At 73.4% G+C, this 23,774-nt stretch carries 17 protein-coding genes and 1 riboswitch; of the genes, 7 read left to right on the top strand and 10 right to left on the bottom strand.

Features of this window, described 5'->3' with window-relative positions; translation table 11 throughout:
- Positions 1–29 precede the first annotated feature (29 nt).
- Positions 30–1,580, top strand: coding sequence for a M20/M25/M40 family metallo-hydrolase (locus tag ACQZ2A_RS15835; RefSeq protein ID WP_430213056.1), 1,551 nt, complete (start codon positions 30–32; stop codon positions 1,578–1,580).
- 110 nt (positions 1,581–1,690) lie between these two features.
- Positions 1,691–1,758, top strand: a riboswitch (guanidine-III (ykkC-III) riboswitch).
- Positions 1,759–1,768: 10 nt separating this feature from the next.
- On the top strand, positions 1,769–2,083 hold the full coding sequence (locus ACQZ2A_RS15830) for a DMT family transporter (RefSeq protein WP_430213054.1): 315 nt from the start codon (positions 1,769–1,771) through the stop codon (positions 2,081–2,083).
- Between the two features lie 21 nt (positions 2,084–2,104).
- On the opposite strand, the gene ACQZ2A_RS15825 is transcribed toward ACQZ2A_RS15830, so the two are convergent.
- The 8 genes from ACQZ2A_RS15825 to ACQZ2A_RS15790 form a co-directional block, all read right to left on the bottom strand.
- Positions 2,105–2,443: a rhodanese-like domain-containing protein gene (locus ACQZ2A_RS15825; protein WP_430213052.1), complete on the bottom strand. Its 339-nt coding sequence runs from the start codon at positions 2,441–2,443 to the stop codon at positions 2,105–2,107.
- A 96-nt stretch (positions 2,444–2,539) separates the two neighbouring features.
- Positions 2,540–3,400 (bottom strand): Fpg/Nei family DNA glycosylase, encoded by an 861-nt coding sequence (locus ACQZ2A_RS15820; protein ID WP_430213050.1) that lies wholly within the window; start codon positions 3,398–3,400, stop codon positions 2,540–2,542.
- Positions 3,401–3,450: 50 nt separating this feature from the next.
- The gene (locus ACQZ2A_RS15815) at positions 3,451–4,755 is read right to left on the bottom strand and encodes a glucoamylase family protein (protein WP_430213048.1); all 1,305 of its coding nucleotides are present in this window, start codon (positions 4,753–4,755) and stop codon (positions 3,451–3,453) included.
- Positions 4,748–5,797, bottom strand: coding sequence for a LacI family DNA-binding transcriptional regulator (locus ACQZ2A_RS15810; protein ID WP_430213045.1), 1,050 nt, complete (start codon positions 5,795–5,797; stop codon positions 4,748–4,750). The genes ACQZ2A_RS15815 and ACQZ2A_RS15810 overlap by 8 nt, the downstream gene beginning before the upstream one ends.
- Positions 5,798–5,889: 92 nt before the next feature.
- Entirely contained in the window at positions 5,890–7,779 is a 1,890-nt protein-coding gene (locus tag ACQZ2A_RS15805; RefSeq protein WP_430213043.1) for an ABC transporter ATP-binding protein, read from the bottom strand.
- A gap of 2 nt (positions 7,780–7,781) precedes the next feature.
- Positions 7,782–8,705: an ABC transporter permease gene (locus ACQZ2A_RS15800; protein ID WP_430213040.1), complete on the bottom strand. Its 924-nt coding sequence runs from the start codon at positions 8,703–8,705 to the stop codon at positions 7,782–7,784.
- The gene (locus ACQZ2A_RS15795) at positions 8,702–9,691 is read right to left on the bottom strand and encodes an ABC transporter permease (protein WP_430213038.1); all 990 of its coding nucleotides are present in this window, start codon (positions 9,689–9,691) and stop codon (positions 8,702–8,704) included. Before ACQZ2A_RS15795 ends, ACQZ2A_RS15800 begins: the two co-directional genes overlap by 4 nt.
- 28 nt (positions 9,692–9,719) lie before the next feature.
- Complete coding sequence (locus tag ACQZ2A_RS15790; protein WP_430213035.1) at positions 9,720–11,390, bottom strand: ABC transporter substrate-binding protein; 1,671 nt, start codon at positions 11,388–11,390, stop codon at positions 9,720–9,722.
- Between the two features lie 168 nt (positions 11,391–11,558).
- Between ACQZ2A_RS15790 and ACQZ2A_RS15785 the strand changes: the two genes are divergently transcribed.
- The 3 genes from ACQZ2A_RS15785 to ACQZ2A_RS15775 are packed head-to-tail and all read left to right on the top strand — an operon-like array spanning position 11,559 to position 19,515.
- On the top strand, positions 11,559–14,885 hold the full coding sequence (locus ACQZ2A_RS15785) for a cellobiose phosphorylase (RefSeq protein ID WP_430213032.1): 3,327 nt from the start codon (positions 11,559–11,561) through the stop codon (positions 14,883–14,885).
- Between the two features lies 1 nt (position 14,886).
- Positions 14,887–17,070, top strand: coding sequence for a glycoside hydrolase family 3 N-terminal domain-containing protein (locus ACQZ2A_RS15780; RefSeq protein ID WP_430213029.1), 2,184 nt, complete (start codon positions 14,887–14,889; stop codon positions 17,068–17,070).
- A gap of 51 nt (positions 17,071–17,121) precedes the next feature.
- Positions 17,122–19,515, top strand: coding sequence for a beta-galactosidase (locus ACQZ2A_RS15775; RefSeq protein ID WP_430213027.1), 2,394 nt, complete (start codon positions 17,122–17,124; stop codon positions 19,513–19,515).
- A gap of 210 nt (positions 19,516–19,725) precedes the next feature.
- Here ACQZ2A_RS15775 and ACQZ2A_RS15770 read toward each other — a convergent pair whose 3' ends face one another.
- Entirely contained in the window at positions 19,726–20,877 is a 1,152-nt protein-coding gene (locus tag ACQZ2A_RS15770; RefSeq protein ID WP_430213024.1) for an App1 family protein, read from the bottom strand.
- A gap of 23 nt (positions 20,878–20,900) precedes the next feature.
- Positions 20,901–21,674 (bottom strand): GAF and ANTAR domain-containing protein, encoded by a 774-nt coding sequence (locus tag ACQZ2A_RS15765; RefSeq protein ID WP_430213022.1) that lies wholly within the window; start codon positions 21,672–21,674, stop codon positions 20,901–20,903.
- A gap of 90 nt (positions 21,675–21,764) precedes the next feature.
- On the opposite strand from ACQZ2A_RS15765, the gene ACQZ2A_RS15760 reads away from it, so the two are divergent.
- A complete protein-coding gene (locus tag ACQZ2A_RS15760; protein ID WP_430213019.1) occupies positions 21,765–22,547 on the top strand; it encodes a fructosamine kinase family protein in 783 nt (260 codons plus the stop codon).
- A complete protein-coding gene (locus ACQZ2A_RS15755; RefSeq protein WP_430213016.1) occupies positions 22,544–23,731 on the top strand; it encodes an ATP-binding protein in 1,188 nt (395 codons plus the stop codon). The genes ACQZ2A_RS15760 and ACQZ2A_RS15755 overlap by 4 nt, the downstream gene beginning before the upstream one ends.
- The last annotated feature ends 43 nt before the right edge of the window (positions 23,732–23,774 follow it).

The following is a 23,774-nucleotide window of genomic DNA, read 5'->3' as shown; positions in this document are numbered from 1 at the left end:
ACCACCACGACGACGTGAGGACCACGACGATGACCGACCACGTACCCACCGGACCGACCGGCCCGCGCCCCACCCGACGGCTGCTCGGCCGCCGCACCCTGCTCGCCGGCGCCGGGGGCGCCGCCACCCTCGCCACGACCGGGCTCGTCTCCGGCAGCGGGGCGCTCGCCCGCCCGGCGACCGTGCCGGCGGCGACCGCGGCACCGACCCCGCTCGCCCTCCTCCGCCGGATGATCTCCTTCGACACCCAGAACTTCGGCGAGGGCGGGAAGACCCGCGCCCACGCCGAGTGGCTCAAGGGCGTCTGGGACGCCGCCGGAGTGCGCTCCGAGATCATCCCGACGCCCCAGCCGGACAACGTCCATCTCCTCGCCCGGATCAAGGGCACGAGCTCGGCCCGCCCGCTCCTGCTCCTCGGCCACTCCGACGTCGTGCCGGTCGAGCGCGAGAACTGGTCGGTCGACCCGTTCGCGGCGGTCGTGAAGGGCGGCGAGATCTACGGGCGCGGCGCGCTCGACATGAAGGGGGCCAACGCGGCCTCGATCGCCGGGCTGCTCCGGCACGTCAAGGAGGGCCACCGCTTCGAGCGCGACATCATCGTGCTCACCGACTGCGACGAGGAGGCCGGCAGCTACGGCTCCGGATGGCTCGCCGAGCAGCACTGGGACAAGCTCGACGCCGGGATGGTGCTCACGGAGGGCGGCTGGTTCCTCGCCCAGGCCGACGGCACGACACCGATGCTCGTCACGGTGACGCGCCAGGACAAGGTGTACTTCAACCTCGACCTCTACGCCTCCGGCACGGCCACGCACTCGTCGAAGCCCATCCCCGACTCGGCGATCGTCTCGCTCTCGCGCGCCGTGGCCGACATCGGCGACGACCTCGCACCGGTCCGCCTCACCGAGGTGACGCGGGCCTACTTCTGGGCCCTGGCCCGGGCCACCGACGACCGCCGGCTGGCGAGTGCGCTGAAGCTCCTCCTCACCACCCGCAGCACGACGGTCCGGGAGCGGGCGGCCGCCCTCGTCGTCAAGTACTCCGACTACCCGTACCTGCACTCGGCGCTGCTGCGCACGACCACGGCCTTCGTCATCGAGGACGCCGGATACAAGGAGAACGTCATCCCGTCGGAGGCCCACGTGCGGGTCAACTGCCGCGGCATCCCGGGGGGCGAGAAGCCTCGTGACTTCGTCGCCCGCCTGCGGAGGACGCTGCGCGGCAGGGACATCGAGGTGAAGCTCGGTGCGCCCGAGGGCGTCAGCGAGGCGGACTACCTCGACCAGCTCGACGAGACGTGGGCGACCGAGCCGGCCTCCCTCGACACCCCGCTCTACGACGCCATCGAGCGTGCGGCCCGGCGGACGTACCCGAAGGCCGTGTTCTCGCCCGCGCTGTTCGAGGCCGGCACCAGCCTCGGGCCGTGGCGCGAGCGCGGCATCCCGGGGTACGGCGTGTACCCGTACGTCATCGACAACGACCAGCTCGTCGGGATGCACGGCAACGACGAGCGCATCTACACGGCTGCCCTCGAGCGCGGGACCGACTTCATGTACCGCGTCTTCGAGGGCTTCCGCGCCTGACCGCGGCGTTGATCACCTCGTCTCGGGTCGTCTAGCCCGCCACCTAGACGCCCCGAGACGAGGACATCGAGGCGGGTTTGCCCCGGCGCGCCGGGCGTGCGACCCTCGGAGCAGAGCCCGTCACCCGGGCTCCCGGACGATGGGTGCCGTACCCGGCGACGCGACAAGACGGCCCGCTGGAGCACGTCATGTCGTGGATCGTCCTCGTCCTGTCCGGGGTCCTGGAGTCCGTCTGGGCCACCGCCCTCGGCCGCTCGGAGGGCCTGAGCCGCCCGGGGCCCACCGTCGTCTTCCTGCTCGCCCTCGTGGCGAGCATGGGCGGACTGGGCTGGGCGATGCGCGAGCTGCCCGTCGGCACCGCCTATGCCGTATGGGTCGGCATCGGGGCGGTGCTCACCGTCGGCATCGCGATGGCCACGGGCGAGGAGCCGGTCTCCCTGCTGCGGGTCTCGTTGGTGCTCGGCATCGTCGGCTGCGTCATCGGGCTCAAGCTCGCGTCCTGAGCCCCACCCCGTCGCGGGCGGTCAGGGGACCTGGGCCTCGCTGCCGTCGGCGGTCTCCATCGGGCGGCCGGCGGCGTGCCAGGCGCGCATCCCGCCCTCGAGGTTGGCGACCTCGTAGCCCTGCTGGGCCAGCCACGGCATGACCCGCTGCACCCGCCCGCCGGAGCGGCAGGTGACGACGAGCGGCTCGTCGCGGTCGAGGAAGGGGGCGAGCTCGTCGAGTCGCTGGGGCAGCTCGCTCATCGGGATGTGGACGGCCGAGGGCGCGTGGCCGCGGTCCCACTCGTCCTGCTCACGGATGTCGAGCACGACGGCGTCGTCGGGCAGGGCGGTCACGGGCACGTCGGGGAACTCGCTCATGGCCCCAGCATGGCAAACCCGTGGCCTCTCTCCCGTGTCGAGGGCGGACGTGGTCGCCGGGGCGACCACCTCCGCCCTCGACTCCCGGGGATCGGCCTACTTGAGGAACTTGCTCGTGCGCCGGTCGGCGAGCGGCTTGCCGCCCGTCTGGCAGGTGGCGCAGTACTGGAGCGAGGAGTCGGCGAAGGAGACCTCGCGCACGACGTCGCCGCACTCGGGGCACGTCTCGCCGGTGCGGCCGTGGACCCGCATCCCGGCGCGCTTGGCGTCCTTGAGCTCCTTGGCCGGCTTGCCCGACGCGGTGGCCACGGCGTGGGCGAGGGTCTCGCGCAGCGCCGTGTAGAGGCGGGTCACCTGCTCGGGCTCGAGCTTCGCGGCGAGCGCGAACGGCGAGAGCTTGGCGACGTGGAGGATCTCGTCGGAGTAGGCGTTCCCCACCCCGGCGATGATCGACTGGTCGCGCAGCAGCCCCTTCACCTGCATGCGGTGGCTCGCGAGGATGCCGGCGAAGACCTCCTCGGTGAACGCGTCGGCGAGCGGGTCGGGGCCGAGCGAGGCGATGCGCGGGACGTCGGCCACCCGGTTGACGACGTAAGCCGCCAGCCCCTTCTTCGTGCCGGCCTCGGTGAGGTCGAAGCCCGAGCCGTCGTCGAAGCGGACCCGGAGCGCGATGGGCGACTTCCCGGGCCTCAGCACGGTGGCGGGCATCGCGTCGGACCAGCGCAGCCACCCGGCCCGTGCAAGGTGGAAGACCAGATGGGTTCCGCCGCAGTCGAGGTCGAGGAACTTGCCGTGCCGGTGCACGCCGTCGACGGGCGCGCCGACCAGCGCGTCGGGTGGCGGCGTGAAGGTCTTGAGGACCGCGAAGGACCCGAGCTCGACGCCGGTGACGACGAGCCCGTCGGTGCGCTGGGCCAGGAAGTCGGCCAGCGCCTGCACCTCGGGCAGCTCGGGCATGACCCCGACGCTACCGAACGCCACCGCCGGCGGCGGCTCGCACGAGCGGGTCAGGCCGACCGGCCCGGCATCCGCTCCGACTCGTCGGGCCAGCCGCGGGCGGCGAGCACCGGGCGCAGGACGGCCTCCACCTCCGGCGTGACGAACCACCGGCGCAGCGGATGACCGAGCGCGTGGGCGAGGGAGGCCAGCACCATCGACTGGTCGAGGACGAGGTACCGGCCGGCCGTCCGCCGCGACGAGAGCGCGACGACGTCGACGAAACCCCCCGGGCCGTAGCAGCCGAGCTCCTCGAGCCGGGCGAGGCAGGCGGTCGCGGCGTCGGGGTCGTGCAGGAGGGCCATCGCCGCCGCGTGCGGCGTGACGACGGGGTCGCCGTCGAGCGTGCTCGGGTAGCCGCGCTCGAGCCAGGCGACGGGGTCGACCCCCCACTCCAAGTACCCCTCACCGGGCTTCGCCGCCGGGGACCACCCCCACGCCTCCCACCCGTGGTCGGCCGCCCACCGGCGGTGCGCCGCAACGGTGGCCGGATGGTTGCGCCTCCAGAGGTCGGGCGACCACTCCTCCTCCGGCACGAGGAGGTCGGGCATCAGCGCCTCGAACATCGAGCCGCCGAAGGTCGGCACGACGTCGTTCCCGCCGTACGACAGGAGCGGTGCGGACAGCGCCGCGTAGTGCTCGGGCGGCACCTGGCCCGCGACGATGCCGACGTAGGAGGCGATGCGCGGCTCGGAGTTCAGCAGGTCGTAGTGGTGGACCGTGTGGTGCACCGGCGGACCGGACGAGTACGAGGCGAGCACGGTCGGATGCCCCGGGTCCTCCGGCCAGAAGCCACCGCGCAGCCGCCCTCCCGGCCCGGCGGGCCCGGCCGCCGCGTCGTGGAAGGCGCCGAAGTCCATCCGCACGCGCAGCCGGCGGGCATCGGCCGCGAGCTCCGGCACCGCCCCCTCGACGACGAGGAGGCCGGCGGCCAGCCAGCCGTTGTCGACACTCGACATGAACGGCAGCACCGGGCCGCCGTCCGGCATCTCGAGCAGGAGCTCGCCGGTGGCCTCGGAGTACCAGTTGGCGAGCATCCCGCTCGGCTCGTGCCGCTCGAGACGCTCCAGCGTGGACAGGGTTGCCGTGCAGCGGTTCCGGCACTCCTCGCCCGTCACCAGTCCCAGGTCGCGCGCGGCGACCGTGCTCCACAGCAGGCCGCCGATGTTCGTCGGTGACGTGTAGCCGGAGCGCGTCGCGGGGTCGAGGTCGGCGGCCAGCCAGTCGGCGGGCAGGCCGGTGCGCTCGTCGGTCGCGGCGTCGAGGCAGCGCCAGGTGTCGCGCGCCCAGCGGGCCGGCAGGTCGGCGTCAGGCATCGGCGGCCCGAGGCGGCTGGGCGAGCGAGGGCCCGTCCCACGGGCATCCGCAGGACCCGCGCAGCACGATGCGGGTCGGGATGACGAGCGGCTCGACGTCCTCGGTGCGCCCCTCGATGCGCTCGTGCAGCCGGATCGCGGCCCACCGGCCGATGGCCCGGGTCGGCTGCTGGGCCGTCGTCAGGCCGGGCTGCACGTACCGCGAGGTCATGATGTCGTCGAACCCGGTGACCGCGAGGTCCTCCGGGACGCGCACCCCGCGGCGCGCCAGCAGCGCCATCACCGACACGGCGAGCTCGTCGTTGGCGCACAGCAGGGCGTCGACCGGCTCGGTGGAGGACAGGACGGTGTCGACGACCTCGGGGGCCGAGTCCTCCTCCAGCCGGACCCGGATGGGTGGTGCGGCCTCGAGGAGGCGCCGGCGCCGCAGCGCCGCGACGAACCCGTCGTAGCGCTGGCCGACGTCGTGGGAGTCCGCCGCGTCCCCGACGAACACCAGGTGCCGGCGCCCGTGCTCGACGAGGTGGCTCGTCAGCTCCGCCGCGCTGCGCTCGTTCTCGGCGAGGACGGCGTCGCACCCCTCGACGGGCGTACGCGCCAGGAGCACGGTCGGCGTGGTGCGCGAGATGGTGCGCACGACCGCGTCGTCGACGGTGTCGTTGGCGATCACGACGCCGTCGATCCGCTGGAGCAGCCCGCGCAGCGACTCCTCGAGCGGCACCGGCCCGCCGGCGAGCTGGACGACGACGGACTGCCCGTACTGCGCCGCGGTCGCCTCGAACCCGCTGAGCAGCTCGGAGTAGTACGGCCCGACGAGACCCGGCAGCACCAGGCCGTGGGTCTGGTGACGCGGCACCTCGACCGGGCGCGAGGAGCGCAGCGGCACGTAGTCGAGCTCCTCGACGGCCCGCAGCACCTTGCGCCGGGTCATCGGCGAGGCCGGTGTGCTGCCCTGCAGCACCCGGGAGACGGTCGCGATGGACACCCCGGCGTGCGCCGCCACGGTGTAGATCGTCACCGGACGGTCGTCGTCCTGCGGCACCTCGGGTCCTCCTTCCGCCGGGGACCACCCTGCCGGGAGGAGGGGCCGAACGGAAGCGGAGGGGCCGACGGGTGCCACCGGGGCGAGCAGGCTCACCCGAACGGGTTGGGGACGGCGTCCAGGAGGCGGCGCGTGTACTCGTCGCGCGGCGAGCGGATCACCTCGAGCGTCGGGCCCCGCTCGACCACGGCGCCGTCGTTGAGGACGAGCACCTCGTCGGAGAGCATCCGCGCGCTGAGCAGGTCGTGGGTGATGTAGAGGATGCCCATGTCGTGCTCGCGCACGAGCGACCCGAGCAGCTCGAGGATCTCCGCGCGGATGGACACGTCGAGGCTGGAGATCGGCTCGTCGGCGATGACGATCTCGGGGTCGGCGGCGAGGGCCCGGGCGATGACCACGCGCTGGCGCTGTCCACCGGAGAGCTCGTGGGGGTAGCGGTCGACGAAGCGCTCGGTCGGGGTGAGGGCGACCGTCTCGAGCAGCTCACGCACCCGGTCGCGCAACGCCTGCCCCTTCATCCCGTGGTGGTTCACGAGCGGCCGCTCGAGGGCCTGCCCGATGCGCTTCGCGGGGTTGAGCGAGGAGTACGGGTCCTGGAAGACCATCTGGACGTGCTTGCGGTACCCGCGCAGCGCCCGCCCGCGGAAGCCCGCCACCTCCTGGTCGCCGTCCGGGCCGTGGAAGACGATGCGCCCGCTCGTCGGCTTGTCGACACCGGTGATGAGCCGGGCCAGCGTCGTCTTCCCGCTGCCGCTCTGGCCGACGAGGGCGGTGACCTCACCGCGCCGCAGGGCGAACGAGACGTCCTCGACGGCGACGGTGCGCTCGACCCTCAGGCCCCGGCGACGCTCGTAGGTCTTCCCGACGGAGTCGACGGTGAGCAGCGGCGTCCGGGTCAGCGCCTCGGTGGACTCGGCGGCGGTCTTGACGAACTCCGGGCCGGCGAAGCGTCGCGTGGGCTCCCCGACGGAGCCGGCGACGAGCCCCTCCACCTCGCCGCCGCGCTGGACCCGGGCGACGTGGCAGGCGACCTCACCCTCACCCAGTGGCGCGAAGTCCGGGGTCACGCTCTCGCACAGACTGATCCGCTCCGGGCAACGCGCGACGAACGGGCACCCCGTCAGGTCCTTGGTGAGGTCGGGCAGCCGCCCCGGGACGTAGGTGATGCGGACCGTCTCCGCGCGCGGGTCGCTGTACGAGCCGAGCAGCCCCTTCGTGTACGGGTGCATCGGGTCACGCAGCAGCGACGCGGCGTCGTTCTCCTCGACGATGCGGCCGGCGTACATCACGAGGATGCGGTCGGAGAGGTCGAGCACCGTGCCGATGTCGTGGCTGATGAAGAGGACCGCGAAGCCCTTCTCGGCCTGGAGCCGGCGGATGTTCTCGAGGATCGAGTGCTGCACGACGACGTCGAGGCCGGTGGTCGGCTCGTCGAGCAGGACGACCTTGGGCTCGAGCGCCAGCGCCAGCGCCAGGTTGACGCGCTGCTTCATCCCTCCGGACAGCTCGTGCGGGTACGCACGGATGAAGCGGTGGTCGATCATCACCATGTCGAAGAGCTCGCGGACGCGCTCCGACACGGCGTCGCCGCGCAGGTCCGAGTGTTCCTCGATGACGTCGCGGAACTGGTCCTCGACGCGGGTCACGGGGTTGAGCGCGTTCATGCTGCTCTGGAAGACGGTCGAGACGTCGCGCCAGCGCATCGGCCGCAGCTCGTCCTCGGGGAGGGTGGTGATGTCGGTGCCGTCCAACCGGATCGAGCCCGCGCTGATGCGGGCCGGCCGGTCGAGCAGGCGCAGCAGCGCGGTCCCGAGCGTCGTCTTGCCGGATCCGGACTCGCCGATGAGGCCGACGAACTCGCCGGGCCGGATCGAGAACGAGACGTCGGACACGGCCGTCAGCGCCGGGTTGCGCTTCGGCTCGTAGCGCACCGAGAGGCCGTCGACCTCGAGCAGGGCGTCCGGGGTGGTGGCGGTGGTCATCGTCAGTCCTCCCGCAGGTGGGGGTTGCTCAGCAGGTCCACGCCGAAGTTGACGAAGGTCATCGCCGTGATGAGGACGCCGAGGACGAGGCCGGGCACGAAGACCCAGATCCACAGGCCCTGGGCGATCGCGCCCTGGGCGTTGGCCTGGTAGAGCATCGTGCCCCAGGAGACCGAACCGGAGTCGCCGAGGCCGAGCACGGCCAGGCCCGCCTCCGCGCCGATCGCCCCGGTCGCCGCGCCGACGAAGCCGGCGGCGACCAGCGAGGTCATGTTCGGCATGATCTCGCGGAAGACGATGCGCCACGTGCCGTCGCCGGCGAACTTCGAGGCGGTCACGAAGTCGCGGTTGCGCAGCGTGATGATCTGCGCCCGCTTGGCCCGCGCCGCACCGGCCCACGACGTGATCGCGATGACCGCGACGATGAGCGGGACCCCGCGGGTGTCCGAGTACGCGACGAGCGTGATGATGAGCGGCAGCACGGGGATGACGAGCGCGACGTTGGTGACGAAGCTCAGGGCGTCGTCCACGATCGTGCCCTCGGCGTAGCCGGAGATCATCCCGATGACGAGGGCGATGACCGTCGCGAGCAGACCACCGAAGAGGCCCACCAGCAACGAGATCCGCGAGCCGTAGATCAGCTGCGAGGCGATGTCCTGGCCGTTCGTGGTCGTCCCCAGCCAGTTCTCGGCGCTGGGCCCGGCGAGCGGCACGAAGTCCGAGTTCGTCGGGTCGTGCGGCGCGATGAGCGGGGCGAGGACGGCCACCAGCACGTAGAGCGCGACGATGACGAGGCCGACTCGCGCCTTGCCGGAGCTCCAGACCACCCGGTACCAGGGGTCGGGCCGGCGGACCTCGACGGTCTCCTCGGGGGCGAGGGTCGGCTCGCCGACCCCCTGCGGGTCGGTGACGGGGGTGGTCGTCATGACTGCGCCCTCCTCGCGCGCGGGTCCAGCACGCCGTACATCAGGTCGGCGACGAGGTTCGCGAGGAGCACCCCGGCCGTCGTCAGCAGCATCAGCGTCTGGAGCAGCGGGTAGTCCTTGTTGTCGACGGCCTCGCCCATCAGCCGGCCGAGGCCCGGGTAGTCGAACGCCGTCTCGACGAGGATCGCCCCGCCCAGGACACCGCCGAGGGCCAGCGCGAAGCCGGTCACGCTGGGCAGCAACGCGTTCCGCGCCGCGTACCCCAGGGCGATGCGCCGGTCGGGCAGCCCCTTGGCGCGGGCGAGGCGGATGTAGTCCTCACCGAGGTTCATGATCATCGTGTTGCGCATGCCCAGCACCCAGCCGATCGGCGTGACGACGAGCAGCGCGAGCGCCGGCAGGAACGAGTGGCTCACCGCCTCCTGGATGAAGGGTCCGTTGAAGCCGGGCGTCGCGGCCTCGTAGCCGCCCGACGTCGGGAACCAGCCCAGCGTGTAGCCGAAGAAGTAGATGAGCAGCAGCGCGATCCAGAACGGCTGCAGCGTGCCGAGGAAGGTCGACCCGAGCGTGACGACCGAGTCGAAGCGGGTGTTGCGCCGCCACGCCGCGTAGGCCCCGAAGACCGTGCCGATGCCGAAGGACAGCACCTGCGTGACGACGACGAGGACGACCGTCCACCAGATCGCCTGGCCGATGACCTCGGTCACCGGGTAGGGGAAGTAGGTGTACGAGAGACCGAAGTTCCCGTGCACGAGCTCACCGAGGTAGTCGGTGTACTGCTGCCACAGCGACCCGTCGGGCGTGCCGAGCATCGCCCGCATCGCCTGCACCTGCGCGGGGTCGAGCTGGCTGTCCTTGCCCGCGAGGCGCTTGACCATGATCTCCGCCGGGTCGCCCGGCTGGAGCCGCGGGATGAGGAAGTTCAGCGTGACGACCGCCCAGAGCGTGCCGAGGAAGAACGCGACCTTGCGGGCGAAGTACCTCACGACGCACCTCCGGCCGCGGGGCCGGCGCTCACTTCGCCGGCGCCAGCCGCGTCAGCACGAGCAGGCGGTCGTCGGAGGGGTTGGCGTAGGGCTGCTCCTCGCTCGGCCAGCCGACGGCCTTGTCCGTGCGGTAGAGGATGCGGGTCGGGGCGTAGATCAGCGGCGTGACGGGGAACTGCGTCATCATCACGTCGACGAGCTTGCCGACCTCGGCCTTCTGCTGCGCCTGGTCGGTCGCCTTCTCCAGCGCGGCGACCGTGGCGTCCACCTGCGGGTCGGAGAACCGGCCCACGTTGCTCCGGACCTCCTTCTCGGTGGGGAACTGCTTCGAGGAGAGCTTGGCCCCGATGTTCCGGGCCAGCTCGCACCCGCCGTGGAGGTACTCGAGCATCGCGGTGTACTCGCCGGTCTTCTTCTGCTGGTCGACCGAGTCGGGAGCCGAGGCTGTGACCTTGGTCTGCACGCCGACCTCGTTCAGTCCCTTGGCGATGACGTCGGCGATCGCCTGGTAGTCGATGAAGCCCGCCTGCACCGAGAAGTTCACCGCGAGGGGCGAGCCGTCGGGGTTGGTGCGCTTGCCATCCGCGCCCTTGCGGTAGCCCGCGGCGTCGAGCATCTGGTTCGCCTTGGCCGTGTCGTAGGGGATCACGGTGTCGCCGTTGGCGAACGAGTCCGGCAGCAGCTTCTGCATCGAGGGCAGCTTGAGACCGGTCTGGCTGGCGGGCTTCATGATCCCGTAGGTGGCCTTGGTCGACATCGCCTCCTTGTCCATCGCGTAGGACACGGCCTCGCGGAACTTCGGGTCGTCGAACGGCTTCTGCCGCAGGTTGCCGGTGAGGACGGTCATGCCGTTCGGGGCGAAGTAGAAGTGGTTGACCTTCGGGTCGGCCGAGACGAACGTCTTCTCGGGGTTGGGGATCTCACCCCAGTAGGCGTCGAGCTGCCCGGAGCGCAGCTTGAGCGCGGCCTGCGAGGCGTCGTACTGACCCTCCTGGACGATGCGCTGGACCTTGACCTTGTCGGCCTGCCAGTAGTCCGCGCGCCGCTCGAGCACCAGGCGTCGGCCGTTGTAGCTCTCGAGCTGGTAGGGACCGGTGCCGACCGGCTTCTTGTCGACGTACTTCGTCGGGTCGCCGACCTTCGAGTAGACGTGCTCGGGCAGCATCGGCTGCTTGATGATCTCGTCGTACTTCGCGGCGGCGTTGCCGGAGAACGACATCGTGACGACGTTGCCCTCGGCGGTGACCGACTGCGCGGGCGAGCCGAAGGTGTCGTTCCAGACGCCGGCCTTGTCCAGCCCCGGGTACTGCTTGCCGAGGTTGAAGGTGAAGGCCACGTCCTTCGCGGTGAACGGCTGGCCGTCGCTCCACTTCACGCCGTCACGGACGGTGATGGCGAGCGTCTTCTCGTCGGTCCACTCGGCCTTGGTCGCCAGCCACGGGGTCTCCTCGCAGGACAGCCCGTTCTTGATGATGAGCGGCTCGTAGACCCAGAACCGGGTGAGCGGCTGCGTGGCGTAGGGGTTGAAGTCGCCGAGCCCCCCGGCGGCACCCGTGACCTCCGCGGGGAAGGTCAGCTGGGCGATCATCCCCTTGCCGGCCGCACCTCCCGACCCGCTGTCGGCGCTCCCGGCACAGGCCGTCAGGGCGAGCGCGGCGACGAGGCCGGAGGCGGCCAGGGACGTGGTACGAGTCAGCATCGTTGCAGACCTTCCGTGGAGTGGGCTCCCAGCAACGTACGGCGCTGTAACCGTTGTCTGTCAACGGTTTCTGACCATGTAACTACTTTCATGGACCCCGCTTGTTTTCATCTGTTTTCACGGTGCGCGAGGGTTCCGGGCCCCCCTCGCGACTGGTAGGCATGAGGGGTGCACGAGCAGCAGACCGCCCACCTGCCCGCCCCCCGCCACGGCCTCGACGGCCCCTGCGGGCTGGTCGCCGAGCTGACCACGAACGGGTCGCTCCGGCGGTTCGAGGCGTTCGGCCTGAGCCTGCTCCTCTACCCGTCGACCGAGCTCGAGCCCGGCCCGGCGGGGCTCTTCCTCCGCGTCCGCGACGGCGATGTCGCCCGGTGGACCCCGCTCCTCGGGCCGGCCTCCGGCGGCGTCGTCCACGGTGGTGACGGCGTGGTCGGGCTGCGCGGCTCGTGGGACGGCCTGGACTGGTCGGTCACGCTGCGGGCGGGCGACGGCGGCACCGAGGACCACGTCTCCTGGCGCTGGGAGGTCGAGGTCGAGAACACGACCCGCCGCTCGCTCGACGTCGACGTCGTCCTGACCCACGACCCCGCCCTGGCGCCGCCCGGAGCCGTGCGGACCAACGAGTACTACGTCGCCCAGTACCTGGACGTGTCGCCGCTCGACGGGACTCACGGCACCGGGGTCGCGGTCCGCCAGAACATGCCCGGTCCGACGGTGCCGTGGCTGGCCGTGGGGTCGCTGCGCCACGGGGGCGGCTGGGCCACCGACGCGATCCAGCTGACGACGCGGGAGGCGTCGGGAACCCGCTGGAGCGGGCTCGGCACCGCCCTGCCCGCGCGCCGCCACCAGCACGAGCACACCCTCGTCGCGCTGGAGGACGAGGCCGTGCGGCTCGAGCCCGGGGGCGTGCACCGCACCGGCTTCGTGGGCGTCGCGGTGGCCGACCACCCGGACGCGACGTCCGATGCCGATGCCCGGTGGCTCGAGGTCGCCGAGCGCGAGACGGCCTCCCCGACGGGTCGGTCCGACCCCGGGGGTGCGGCGGTCGCCGGCACGGCGTTCACCCGTCCGGCGGTGAGGGCCCGCCCCCTGACCCCGGACGAGCTCCGGGACCTGGGCATCGCGCCCGAGGGTTCGGTCGAGACCGCGCCCGACGGCTCTCCCTGGGCGTGGTCGACGCCCGACGGCCAGGTCGTCCTGCCGACCAAGGACCTCGCCGTCCTGCGACCGCACGGCACCCTGCTGCGCACCGGCTCCTCGCTCGTCCCGGACGACCGGTCGCTGACGACGACGGTCTGGATGGACGGCACGTTCCTGTCCCAGGTGACGCGCGGCCACGTCGGCCGTGATGCCCTGCTCACCGGCCGGCGGTCCTACCTCGGCCTGCTGGAGGCGCACGGTGCCCGGCTGCTCGTCCGCGGCGAGCACGGCTGGCAGCGGCTCGGCACCCCCTCGGCCTGGCGGGTCGGCCTCGACCGCTGCACCTGGTGGTACGCCCTGGACGACACCGTGCTCGAGGTCGTCACCCACGCCCCGGAGGGCCGCCACGAGCTCGAGGTGTCGGTGACGACGCGGGCCGGGACGGCGCCCCCACTCCTCCTCGCCCTCGCGACCACCGGCGTCGGCGCCCGGCCGCAGGGCTCCACGGGCCTGGTGTTCGGGACCGACGAGCCGTGGCTCCTCACGTGGGACGGCGCGGAGGCCGTGCCCGCCGACGACGCCCCGCTCCACGACGACCACGTGGCGCGCGACGGCTGGTGGACCACCCTCGAGGTGACCCCGGCGCCGGCGTGGTGCGTCCGGCTCTCCCGCCCGGCGCCGCAGCCCGACTCCGTGGACGGGGCCCCGGTCCCGTTCTGGGACGACGTCGCCCGCACCCTGGGCGTCTCGACGCCCGCGACCCGCGGCGAGGACCCGCTGCGCCACGTCGACGACGCGCTGCCCTGGTTCGCCCACGACGCCGTCGTGCACTACCTCAGCCCGCGCGGCCTCGAGCAGTACAGCGGCGGCGCGTGGGGCACCCGCGACGTGTGTCAGGGCCCGGTCGGGCTGCTCACCGCCCTCGACCGCCAGGACGTGGTGCGCGAGGTCCTGGCTCGGGTGTTCCGCGGGCAGAACGCGCGGGGCGACTGGCCGCAGGCCTTCGAGTTCCTCGAGCCGCTGCCCGCCGCCGGGCAGCAGGACTCGCACGGCGACGTGGTCTTCTGGCCGCTGCTCGCAGCGGGGGAGCACCTGCTCGCCAGCGGCGACGCAGCCCTGCTCGCGGTCGAGCTGCCGTTCGTCGACGACACCGGGCTCACTTCTCCCGCACCGGTGCTCGCCCACCTGGCGCGTGCGGTCGACCGCATCGAGGAGTGCACCGTCGAGGGCAGCCCGCTCCCCGCGTACGGGCACGGCGACTGGAACGACTCCCTCCAGCCCGCCGACCCGCAGCTCGCCCGCCGGCTCGTGTCGGTGTGGACCGCGGTCCTGCAGACCCAGGCCCTGCGCACGCTCGCCCACGGCCTGCGGGCCGTCGGCGCCGACGACGACCTCGCCGAGCGGGCCGCCGGGCTGGCCGACGCCACCGAGGACGCCATCCACCGCGAGCTGATCGTCGACGACGTGATGCCCGGCTACCTGCTGCACCACGACGACGGCAGCACGGAGCCGCTCGTGCACCCGCGCGACACCCGGACCGGCCTGACCCTCGGCATCCTCCCGTGGATCCACGCCGTGAGCGCCGACCTGCTGACCCCCGAGCAGGCGGGCCAGCACCTCGCGCTCGTCGAGGAGCACCTCCTCGGCCCCGACGGCGCCCGCCTCTTCGACCGACCGGTGGCCTACACCGGCGGCCCCATGAGTGTCTTCCAGCGCGCCGAGGCGAGCACGTTCTGGGGGCGCGAGATCGGGCTGATGTACGTCCACGCGCACCTCCGGTACGCCGAGGCCCTGGCCCGGGTCGGCCGCGGGGCCCAGCTGGTGCGTGCCCTCGCCCTCGCCACCCCGAGCGGAGCGACCGAGCTCGTGCCCAGCGCGCGTCCCCGCCAGACCAGCTGCTACGCCTCCTCCTCCGACGGTGCCTTCGCCGACCGGCACGACGCGCAGCAGCGCTACCCCGAGCTGATGGCCGGCGGCGTCCCGCTGGAGGGCGGCTGGCGCGTGTACTCGTCGGGGCCGGGGCTCTTCCTCCGGCTCGTCGTCGAGCGCCTCGTCGGCGTGCGCCGCCGCGGCGAGCTCGTCGAGCTCGACCCCGTCCTCGACCCGGCGCTCGGCGAGCTCCGCGCCCGCGTCCCCCTCGACGGCGAGGTCCTCGACGTCGCCGTACGCCCCGGCCCCACGGGGCACGGCGTCACCGCGGTCTCCGGCCGCGGGGGACGCCTGCAGACCACCCCGCTCGACAACCCCTACCGGCGCGGTGGCGTGACGGTGCGGCTGGACGACCTCCGCCGCGCCGTCTCCTCCCGGCCGGCCGGGGGGGACGAGCAGCCCGACCTCGTCGTGGAGACCTCCTGACATGACCGGCACCGACCGCCCGTGGCTCGACCCTGCCCTCGGCACGGAGGAGCGCGTCGAGGCGCTGCTCGCCGTGATGACCCTCGAGGAGAAGGTCGGCCAGACCCACCAGGTCGCCAACATCACCCCGGACGACGAGGACGCCATCCGGAGCGGGGCGGTGTCCTCCAGCCTCTACGCGTCGGGCGCCACCGCCGGCAACGAGCGGGACGAGGGGATGCTCGTCGCCAACATCGATGCGGCACAACGGCTCGCGGTCGAGGAGTCGCGCCTCGGCATCCCGTTGCTCTTCGGCCGGGATGTCATCCACGGCCACCGCACGGTCTTCCCCATCCCCCTCGGGATGGCCGCCGCGTTCGACGAGGAGCTGGCCGAGGAGTGCGCCCGGGTCGCCGCCGCCGAGGCGACGCTCGAGGGCGTCGCGTGGACCTTCGCCCCGATGATGGACGTCTCCGAGGAGCCGCGCTGGGGCCGGGTGGCGGAGTCGCTCGGTGAGCAGCCGGTGCTCGCCGGCCGGCTGGCCGCGGGGATGGTGCGCGGGTTCCAGGGCGAGGACCTCACCGACCGTCGGCGGCTCGCCTCCTGTGCCAAGCACTACGTCGGCTACGGCCTCTCCACCGGCGGGCGCGACTACAACACCGTGTCGGTCGGCGAGAACACCCTGCGGAACCTGCACCTGCGGCCGTTCCGGGATGCCGTGCGCGCCGGCGTGACCACGGTGATGGCCGCGTTCAACGACGTCGACGGCACCCCGATGCACGCGCACCGGCGGCTGCTGCGCGAGGTGCTCAAGGACGAGTGGGGCTTCGACGGCGTCGTCGTCGCGGACTGGGGCGGCGTCGGGCAGCTCGTGCGCCAGGGAGTGGCCGGAGACCTGCGGGACGCGGCCCGGCTGGCCATCGAGGCCGGGGTCGACCTCGACATGTGCAGCGACGCCTACACGGCGCACCTCGCCGACCTCGTGCACTCCGGGGAGGTCGAGGAGTCCCTGCTCGACGAGGCCGTACGCCGGGTGCTGCGGCTCAAGGTGCGGCTCGGGCTCTTCGAGCACCCGTACGCGGGCGACCTCGAGGGCAGCCCCGCTCCCACGGACGCGACCCGGGCGCTGGCGCGCCGGGCGGCGCAGGCGGCGCACGTGCTCGTGAAGAACGACGGCGTCCTGCCGCTCGACCCCTCCGGCGAGGGCCGCGTGCTGCTCTCCGGCGGCTTCGTCGACGAGGGCGACGCCCTGCTCGGCACGTGGGTCCTCGACGGGCGCGGCGAGGAGGTCGTGAGCCCCGCGGATGCCCTGCGCGCGCGGTTCGGGGAGGCGTCCGGGACGCCGTTCGGCGAGCGGCTCGACGTGCTCGACGGCCGCTTCCCGGACCAGGTGCTCGAGCTCGCCCGCCGCGCCACGACCGCCGTCCTGCTGCTCGGCGAGCACCGCGGGCGCTCGGGGGAGGACCGGTGCGTCACCGACATCGGGCTGCCGCCCGGTCAGCTCGACGTGCTGCGCCACGTGGTGGCCCTCGGGACGCCGGTCGTCGCCGTCGTCTACACGGGGCGCCCGCTCGACCTGACCGAGGTGCTCGACCTCGCCGCCGCGGTGGTGGTCGTGTGGCACCCCGGGGTGGAGGCCGGCTCCGCGCTGGCGGACGTGCTCGTCGGCGACGTCGAGCCGCACGGCCGGCTGCCGATGACCTTCCCGCTCTCGGTCGGCCACCTGCCGACGAGCACCCACCAGCGCCCGACCGGCCGACCGATCCCGGTCGAGCGGGACCGGTTCGAGGGGCGGTACGTCGACGCGCTCACCCACAGCCGGCTGCCGTTCGGGTACGGGCTGTCGTACACGACCGTCGAGTACGGGGAGCCCACCGTCGAGCCGGCGACCACCCCCGTCGACGGCGGCCGCGCCACCGTACGGGTCACGGTGTCCAACACCGGCTCCCGTCCCTGCCGCGAGCTCGTCCAGGTGTACGCGCACGATCCCGTGGCCGACGTGACCCGGCCGGAGGTCGAGCTCGTCGCCTGGCGCTCGGTCGAGCTGGCCCCGGGCGAGAGCCGTGAGGTCGAGGTGGAGGTGTCGGCCGTCGACTTCGCGTACACGGGCCGTGACCTCACCGAGCGCGTGGACTCGGGGGAGATCGTCCTCCTGACCGGTCCGGACTCCGCGACGCTGCGGCGGACGACCCTCACCCTCGCCTGACCCCGACCCGACCGCCCATCCCACGCACCCCACCCCAGGAGTGATTCCCGCGTGATCGAGCTGTCCCGCAAGCAGATCCGGATCGACGGCGAGCCCCGTGTCGTCATGGCCGGCGAGGTGCACTACTTCCGCGTCGCGCGTGACGAGTGGGAGCAGCGTCTCGACCTGTGCGTCGAGGCCGGCCTGACCGCGGTCGCCTCGTACATCCCGTGGATCTTCCACGAGCTGCCGGACGGGAGCATCGACGTCGAGGGCCGGACCCGCCCCGAGCGTGACGTCGCCGCCTTCGTCGACCTGTGCGCCGAGCGCGGCCTGATGTTCGTCGCCCGCCCCGGACCCTTCGTCATGGCCGAGCTGAAGAACGAGGGCATCCCGCACCGGGTGTACCGCGAGCACCCGGAGGTCGTGCCGTCCGGCTGGGACGGTGCACCGACCACGTCGAGCACCGTCGACTACCTCCAGCCGGCCTTCCTCGAGGAGACCGCGCGCTGGTACGCGGCCGTGATGCCGCTGCTCGCGCCGAGGCTGCAGCCGAACGGCGGCAACGTCGTCGCCGTGCAGCTGGACAACGAGGTCGGGATGCTGGCCTGGGTCACGAACACCCCCGACCTCACCGACCACCTGGTGGAGCACCTCGGCCGGTGGGCGCGGGAGCGGCACGGCGGGTCCGGGCCCTACCCGGTCGAGCCCGGGGCCGAGGGCTGGACGCAGGCCGTCCGGAGCCCCGAGGAGGCGTGGGCCGGTGCGCTGCGGCGTGACCTGGGCGAGTTCATGCGCGTCCGCTTCGCCGACTACGTCGGCGCCCTGCGGACCATGGCCGAGGAGCACGGGGTGGTCGACGTGCCGTTCCTCGTGAACATCCACGGCACCGAGGGCGGCAGCGGCCAGCCCTTCCCGATCGGGATCAGCCAGCTCGTCTCGACGTACTCCGGTGTGCCGGGCATGGTCTCGGGCAGCGACCACTACATGGGCGAGGCCACCCTCTCGACGATGTCGGACCTCTACGTCATCAACGCGTTCATGGACGCCGTCCACGACGAGGACCAGCCGCTGACCTCGCTGGAGTTCGAGGCCGGCTCCGGCGACTACGGCGCCGGTGCCGAGATGCAGTACGACCCCTCGACGACCGACCTCAAGACGCGGCTGTGCCTCGCGCAGGGCAACCGGCTCGTCAACTACTACCTCTTCGCCGGCGGCATCAACCCGATGCTCGACGAGCCCGTCGGCGACGGCAACGACCGGCTCTCGTTCACCGGTGAGCGGCACGGCACGGCGGCCCCGGTCGGGCCGGAGGGGCAGCGCGGCTTCGCCTTCGACGCGACCCGCCGCACCATCGAGGCGGTCCGGGCCAACGAGCCGTGGCTCGCGGTGATGGACGAGGAGCACGACGACGTCGAGCTCGGCCTGGTGCTCGACGCCTACGCCACCGAGTACCACCACCCGGGGTCCGACCTGATGACGGACGCCGTCACCGACCTCGCGGCCCACCGCGGGGCCGGGCAGCGGCGTGCGCTCGTCCGCTCTCTGCTCATGGCGGGGTACCGGTTCGGTGCGGTGCACCTCGAGGAGCGTTCTCCACGAGCCGGATCGGTGCTGGTGCTGGGCGCCGGGCGCTACCTGGCCCGCGCGGTGCAGGAGCGGGTGCTGGCGCACGCGGAGGCCGGCGGTGGTGTGCTGCTGCTCGGGCCCGCGCCCGTGCTCGACCTCGACGGGACGCCGTGCACGGTCCTCGTCGACGCGCTGGGTATCGAGCCGGGGGAGGTCGACCGTGACACCGGGCACCACTACCCGTCGGTCGTCGCGCGCGGCTGGGCCGCGCCGTGGCCGGAGATGCGGGTCGGCTGGCGCCAGGAGCTCACGGCATCCCGCGGTGACGTCGTGCTCACCGACGTCTACGGAGTGGTGTGCGGCGTCGACGTGCCCGTGGGGTCAGGACGCGTGGTGCTGCTCGCCGCCGAGCTGCCCTCCAGCCGTGAGCTGTTCGCGCGCGCGGTCGAGCGGCTCGGGGCATCACCCGGCGTCTCGACGCGCACGCCGTGGCCGGGCGTTCTCACGACGACGACGGCCTCCGCGGACGGCCAGCGGGCGCTGCACGTCATCAACCTCTCGGGGGCCGCGATGCCGGTCGAGGTGACCGTCGACGGGCAGGTGCTCGCGGGCGGGCCACTGCAGGTGCCGGCGCGGTCGGGGCACCTGCTGCCGCTCGGCCTCGGCATCGGCGGGGTGCGCGTCGTCGGTGGGACGGGGGAGGTCGCCGGGGTCGAGGACGGAGCCATCCGGTTCCGTCCGCTGCTCGGTGTGGGGGACGGGCCGGGTCACGTCGACCTCGCGGCCGGGACCCCGGTGCGACCGGACGACGCGTACACCCTGGGCGAGGGGCCGGAGGGATGCGTGCGGGTCACGCCCGTCGATCCGGCCGCCCCGCTCACCGTGCACCTGGGCTGAACCACGCCGGGAAGGCCGGGCCCGCCACCTGCCGGGTGGAGGGTGTCCTCCCAGGATGCAGTCGCCGCGACCGGGATTCCGGACCCCGCGACCGCGATACCGGACCCCGCGACCGGGATACCGGTCGCCGCGACCGGGATACCGGACGCTGCGACCGGAGTCCGGGGGACGGACCCATCCGAGCCCGGCCTCTCGACCGAGCCGGACACCTCAGCGCTCGTCCGGCCCCTCGAGGACGTACTCGGGCGGGTCGTCGAGGTCGGTGACGACGGTCGAGGCGTACTCGCGCAGCGTGCGCGGCCGGACCTCCTCGTGCCACAGCCCCTCCACCCGACGCCGCAGCTCGTAACCGTCCGGACCGCGCACCACCGGCACCTCGAGCCGCTCGGTCGGTGCCGGCGCGATGTCGTCGGTCGCCACCGGGATGACGTGGCTCAGCACCTGCTCACCGGCCGTCAGCTCACGGATCGCGATGCCGCGCACCCGGTCCGGCCGCGCCGCCGCGAAGTCGGTGTACAGCCGCGGGTCGTGCTGCCCGTCGTCACCGACGAGGAGCCACTTCACGTTCGGCAGCTCGCGGGCCAGCCGGTGCAGCTGGGCCCGCTTGTGCTCCTGGCCCGAGCGGAACCATCCGGTGTTCGTCGGCCCCCAGTCGGTGAGGAGCATCGGGCCGGCCGGGTAGCCGTTGCGCCGCAGGAAGCGGGTCAGCTGGGGCGCGGTGTTCCACGCCCCCGTCGAGAGGTAGACCACCGGCGCCCCGGGCTGGGCGGCCAGCAGCTCGCGGTACATCGTCGCCATCCCCGGCACCGGGCGGCGGGCGCCCTCCGAGCGCAGGAAGGTGTTCCACGCCGCGATCATCGGGCGGGGCAGTGACGTCGACAGCACCGTGTCGTCGATGTCGGAGATGATGCCGTGCGTCACCGTCGACCCGACGACGAGCACGGGCACGTCGATCGGCTCCGCGCGCGGCGAGGACAGGTAGACGTGGTGCCAGCCCGGGGTCAGCCCGTGCCCCCGGATGACGAGGTCGACGAACCCGCCGCGGTCGGTGCGGGTCGTCACGAGCCGCTCGTTGACGCGCACCGTGACCGGCTCCTCGGTGGCCGGCGTGGCGACGAAGGCGCGCCAGCCCCGGGTCTCGAGCTCGACGGCCCGCAGCCGGGCGGCGTACGTCGGCGCCTCCGGCTCGTCCTCGGGACGGCCCCGCGTGAAGATGACGCGGCCGAAGATGCGCAGCTGGCTCGCGCTGCCGTACCCCGTGGACGGCACGATGCGGGTGCTCCACCCGCGCGACCGGAGCAGGCCCGCCTTGCGCTCGGTGTAGGCGTCCTCGAGGAGTGCCGCCGCGTGGGGTCGCGCCATGACCCGACTCTAGGACACCGGTGTCAGCGCTCCGACGCCCCCGGCCCCGGGCTGCCGGCGACCACGCCGCGCACCACCTCGTCGGCGAGCACCCGCACCTTGACGTTGCGGTCCTGCGAGGTCTTGCGCAGCACCTCGAAGGCGTCGTGCTCGGGGACACCGCGCAGCGCCATGATGACGCCCTTGGCCTGCTCGATGACGGCCCGGCTGGCCATCGCCTGCTCGAGCTGGCCGGCGAGCCGGCGCATGCCGTCGAGGGCGGTGACGGCGACCACCGCGTCGGCGCACCGGCTGGCCGCGACGCGCACGAGGGCGGCGTCGAAGTCGTCGAAGGCGTTGGTGGCCCAGGCGTAGAGGTTGATCGCGCCGACGCACTCGTCGCCGCTGACGAGCGGGACGGCGTAGAGGCTGCGCATCCCGTCGCGGCGGGAGATCTCGGCGAAGCGCGGCCACCGGCCGTCGTCGGTGCAGAGGTCGGGCACCATCTGCTCCTTGCGGGTGTGCGCGGCGTCGAGGCACGGCCCCTCGTCGAGGGCGTACTGCGCGGCGTCGATCTCGAGGGTCTGCACGGTCGTGTAGGCCGCGGTGTGCGGGCGGTCGCCGCTGAGCACGGTGACCCCGACCTCGTCGCAGCCGTCGACGTGCCGGCGCACGGCGTGCACGACGCGCTCGAGGTAGTCCGAGAGCTCGTCCATCGTCTCGAGGACACCACCCAGCTCCTGCGTGAACCTCTCGAGCAGGGCGTTCGGGTCGGTGTCCTCGTCGTCCGGTGGGAGCGGGGAAAGGGTGTCGGTCATGACTTCCTCCGAGGTCACGTGGGCCGTCGTCCAGACTGTAGCCCGCGGGAGCGACTCCGGTCAGCCTCCCCGGGATGCGACGATGGGCCCATGCCGCGCCGGTACCGCAAGTCCTCGGTCAGCGCGCCCCCGGGGTACTTCCGGTGGGAGGCCGCGGGACTGGGCTGGCTCGCCGTCGACGACGGCGCGCGGGTCGCCGAGGTGCTCGGCGTCGGTGAGGACCACCTCGAGCTGCCGATGCTCGACGACGCGCCCGCCACACCCGCCCACGCGGAGGCGCTCGGGCGCGGCCTCGCCACGACCCATGCCGCCGGTGCCCCGGGTTTCGGCGCGGCGCCGGAGGGCTGGTCCGGGGACGGCTGGCTCGGCCCGCTCAGCGAGCCGCTCCCGCTGCCGCTCGGGCACTGGGATGCCTGGGGCCCGTTCCTCGCCGAGGCCCGCGTGCTGCCGCTGGTCCGGCTCGGGTCCGATCGGGGGGTCCTCGACCCGGCCGCCGTCACCGCGCTCGAGCGCTTCGCCGCCGTCGTCGCCGGCGGCGCGCTCGACACCGGCGAGGTCCCGTCCCGCCTGCACGGCGACCTCTGGTCCGGCAACGTCGTCTGGACGCCCGAGAGCGCGGTGCTCATCGACCCGGCCGCCCACGGCGGTCACCGCGAGGCCGACCTCGCGATGCTCCTCCTCTTCGGCGCCCCGCACCTCGACCGGGTGCTGGCCGCCTACGACGAGGCCGCACCGCTCACCGACGGCTGGCGCGACCGCGTCCTCCTGCACCAGGTCCACCCCCTCCTCCTGCACGCCGTCCTCTTCGGGGGCTCCTACGTCCGCCAGTCGCTCGACGCCGCGTCGCGGTACACGGGAGGGTCGCGGTCGTGACGGGTGGCCCCCTGCTCGTGGACGCCTTCGGCGCGGCGTGGTCGCTCGACGTCGACGGCCTCGGCGAGCCGATGGCCGGCCGGGTCCGGGCGCTCTGGACCCGGGCGGCGAGCGGCCCGGCACCGGAGGGTGAGGTCCGGCCCTACGTGGTCGGGCGCGCCGACGGCCTGCTGTCGCTGGCCGGTGTGCCCCACCGCGCCTCGGACGCGGAGCTGCCCTACCTCCTGTCCCGGGCCCTGACGATGGCCTCCATCCACCGCCGCACCGGGCAGTGCCTCCTGCTCCACGCGGCGGGCGTGAGCGCGCCGGACGGGGCGACCGTCGCCCTCGTCGCGGCATCCGGCACGGGGAAGACGACGGCGGCCCGGGTCCTGGGTGCGCACCTCGGGTACGTGTCGGACGAGACGGTCGCCGTCGAGGACGACCTGACCGTCCGGCCCTGGGCCAAGCCGCTGTCCGTGCTGCACGACCCCACGGACCCCTTCGACAAGACCGAGTCCGGCCCCGACGAGCTCGGGCTGGTGCGGGCCCCGGCCGAGCTGCACCTGGCCGCGCTGGTCCTCCTCTCCCGCGACCCGGCCGCGCAGGCATCGCGGCTGGAGCGGGTCCCGCTCGTCGAGGCGCTCGCCGAGGTCGTCCCCCAGACCTCCGCGCTGCTCCGGCTGGAGCACCCGATGGAGGCCGTCTGCTCCGCCCTCACCGCGGGGGGCGGCCCGTGGCGACTGCACTACGCCGAGATCGCCGAGTGCGTCGAGCTGGTCCGCGGGCTCGCCGAGGGGCGCGGCGCGGACGAGGAGCCGGTCGCGTGGGCGTGCGAGCGCGGGGACGAGCCGGCGCTGCTCGAGGACGACGACGCGCCCCCGTCGCCCCCGTCGCCCCCGTCGCCCCCGGTGACGGTGGAGGGCTGGACGGGTCAGGGCCCGGTGTGCCGCACCTCGTTCCAGCACGCCGTGCACGCGCAGGGGTCGAGCCTCGTCATCCGGGCCCAGGTCCCGTCGGTCCTGCCGGGCCTCGCCTCGACGGTGTGGCGCGCCCTGGAGGAGCCGCGCGGTCTCGACGAGCTCGTCGAGCGGGCCGTCGCGGAGCACGGCCCGCACCCCGACGCCGACGGGATCCTCACCGCGACGGTGAGCGCCCTCGTGGCGTCGGGGCACGTGGAGCCGGTCGGGGCCGACCGACCCTGACCGGACCGGGCACGACAGGGGTGCGCCCGGTCCGGCCCGTTCA

The organism is Phycicoccus avicenniae (assembly GCF_050496545.1).
GTDB lineage: Bacteria > Actinomycetota > Actinomycetes > Actinomycetales > Dermatophilaceae > Phycicoccus > Phycicoccus avicenniae_A.
The sequence above is the reverse complement of the archived record's forward strand: the minus strand, read 5'-3'. Positions and strand labels throughout refer to the sequence as shown.

Coding starts and splice junctions, on each gene's coding strand:
- ACQZ2A_RS15835 (WP_430213056.1), top strand. CDS start 30: ATGACCGACCACGTACCCACCGGACCGACCGGCCCGCGCCCCACCCGA.
- ACQZ2A_RS15830 (WP_430213054.1), top strand. CDS start 1,769: ATGTCGTGGATCGTCCTCGTCCTGTCCGGGGTCCTGGAGTCCGTCTGG.
- ACQZ2A_RS15825 (WP_430213052.1), bottom strand. CDS start 2,443: ATGAGCGAGTTCCCCGACGTGCCCGTGACCGCCCTGCCCGACGACGCC.
- ACQZ2A_RS15820 (WP_430213050.1), bottom strand. CDS start 3,400: ATGCCCGAGCTGCCCGAGGTGCAGGCGCTGGCCGACTTCCTGGCCCAG.
- ACQZ2A_RS15815 (WP_430213048.1), bottom strand. CDS start 4,755: ATGCCTGACGCCGACCTGCCGGCCCGCTGGGCGCGCGACACCTGGCGC.
- ACQZ2A_RS15805 (WP_430213043.1), bottom strand. CDS start 7,779: ATGACCACCGCCACCACCCCGGACGCCCTGCTCGAGGTCGACGGCCTC.
- ACQZ2A_RS15800 (WP_430213040.1), bottom strand. CDS start 8,705: ATGACGACCACCCCCGTCACCGACCCGCAGGGGGTCGGCGAGCCGACC.
- ACQZ2A_RS15790 (WP_430213035.1), bottom strand. CDS start 11,390: ATGCTGACTCGTACCACGTCCCTGGCCGCCTCCGGCCTCGTCGCCGCG.
- ACQZ2A_RS15780 (WP_430213029.1), top strand. CDS start 14,887: ATGACCGGCACCGACCGCCCGTGGCTCGACCCTGCCCTCGGCACGGAG.
- ACQZ2A_RS15770 (WP_430213024.1), bottom strand. CDS start 20,877: ATGGCGCGACCCCACGCGGCGGCACTCCTCGAGGACGCCTACACCGAG.
- ACQZ2A_RS15765 (WP_430213022.1), bottom strand. CDS start 21,674: ATGACCGACACCCTTTCCCCGCTCCCACCGGACGACGAGGACACCGAC.
- ACQZ2A_RS15760 (WP_430213019.1), top strand. CDS start 21,765: ATGCCGCGCCGGTACCGCAAGTCCTCGGTCAGCGCGCCCCCGGGGTAC.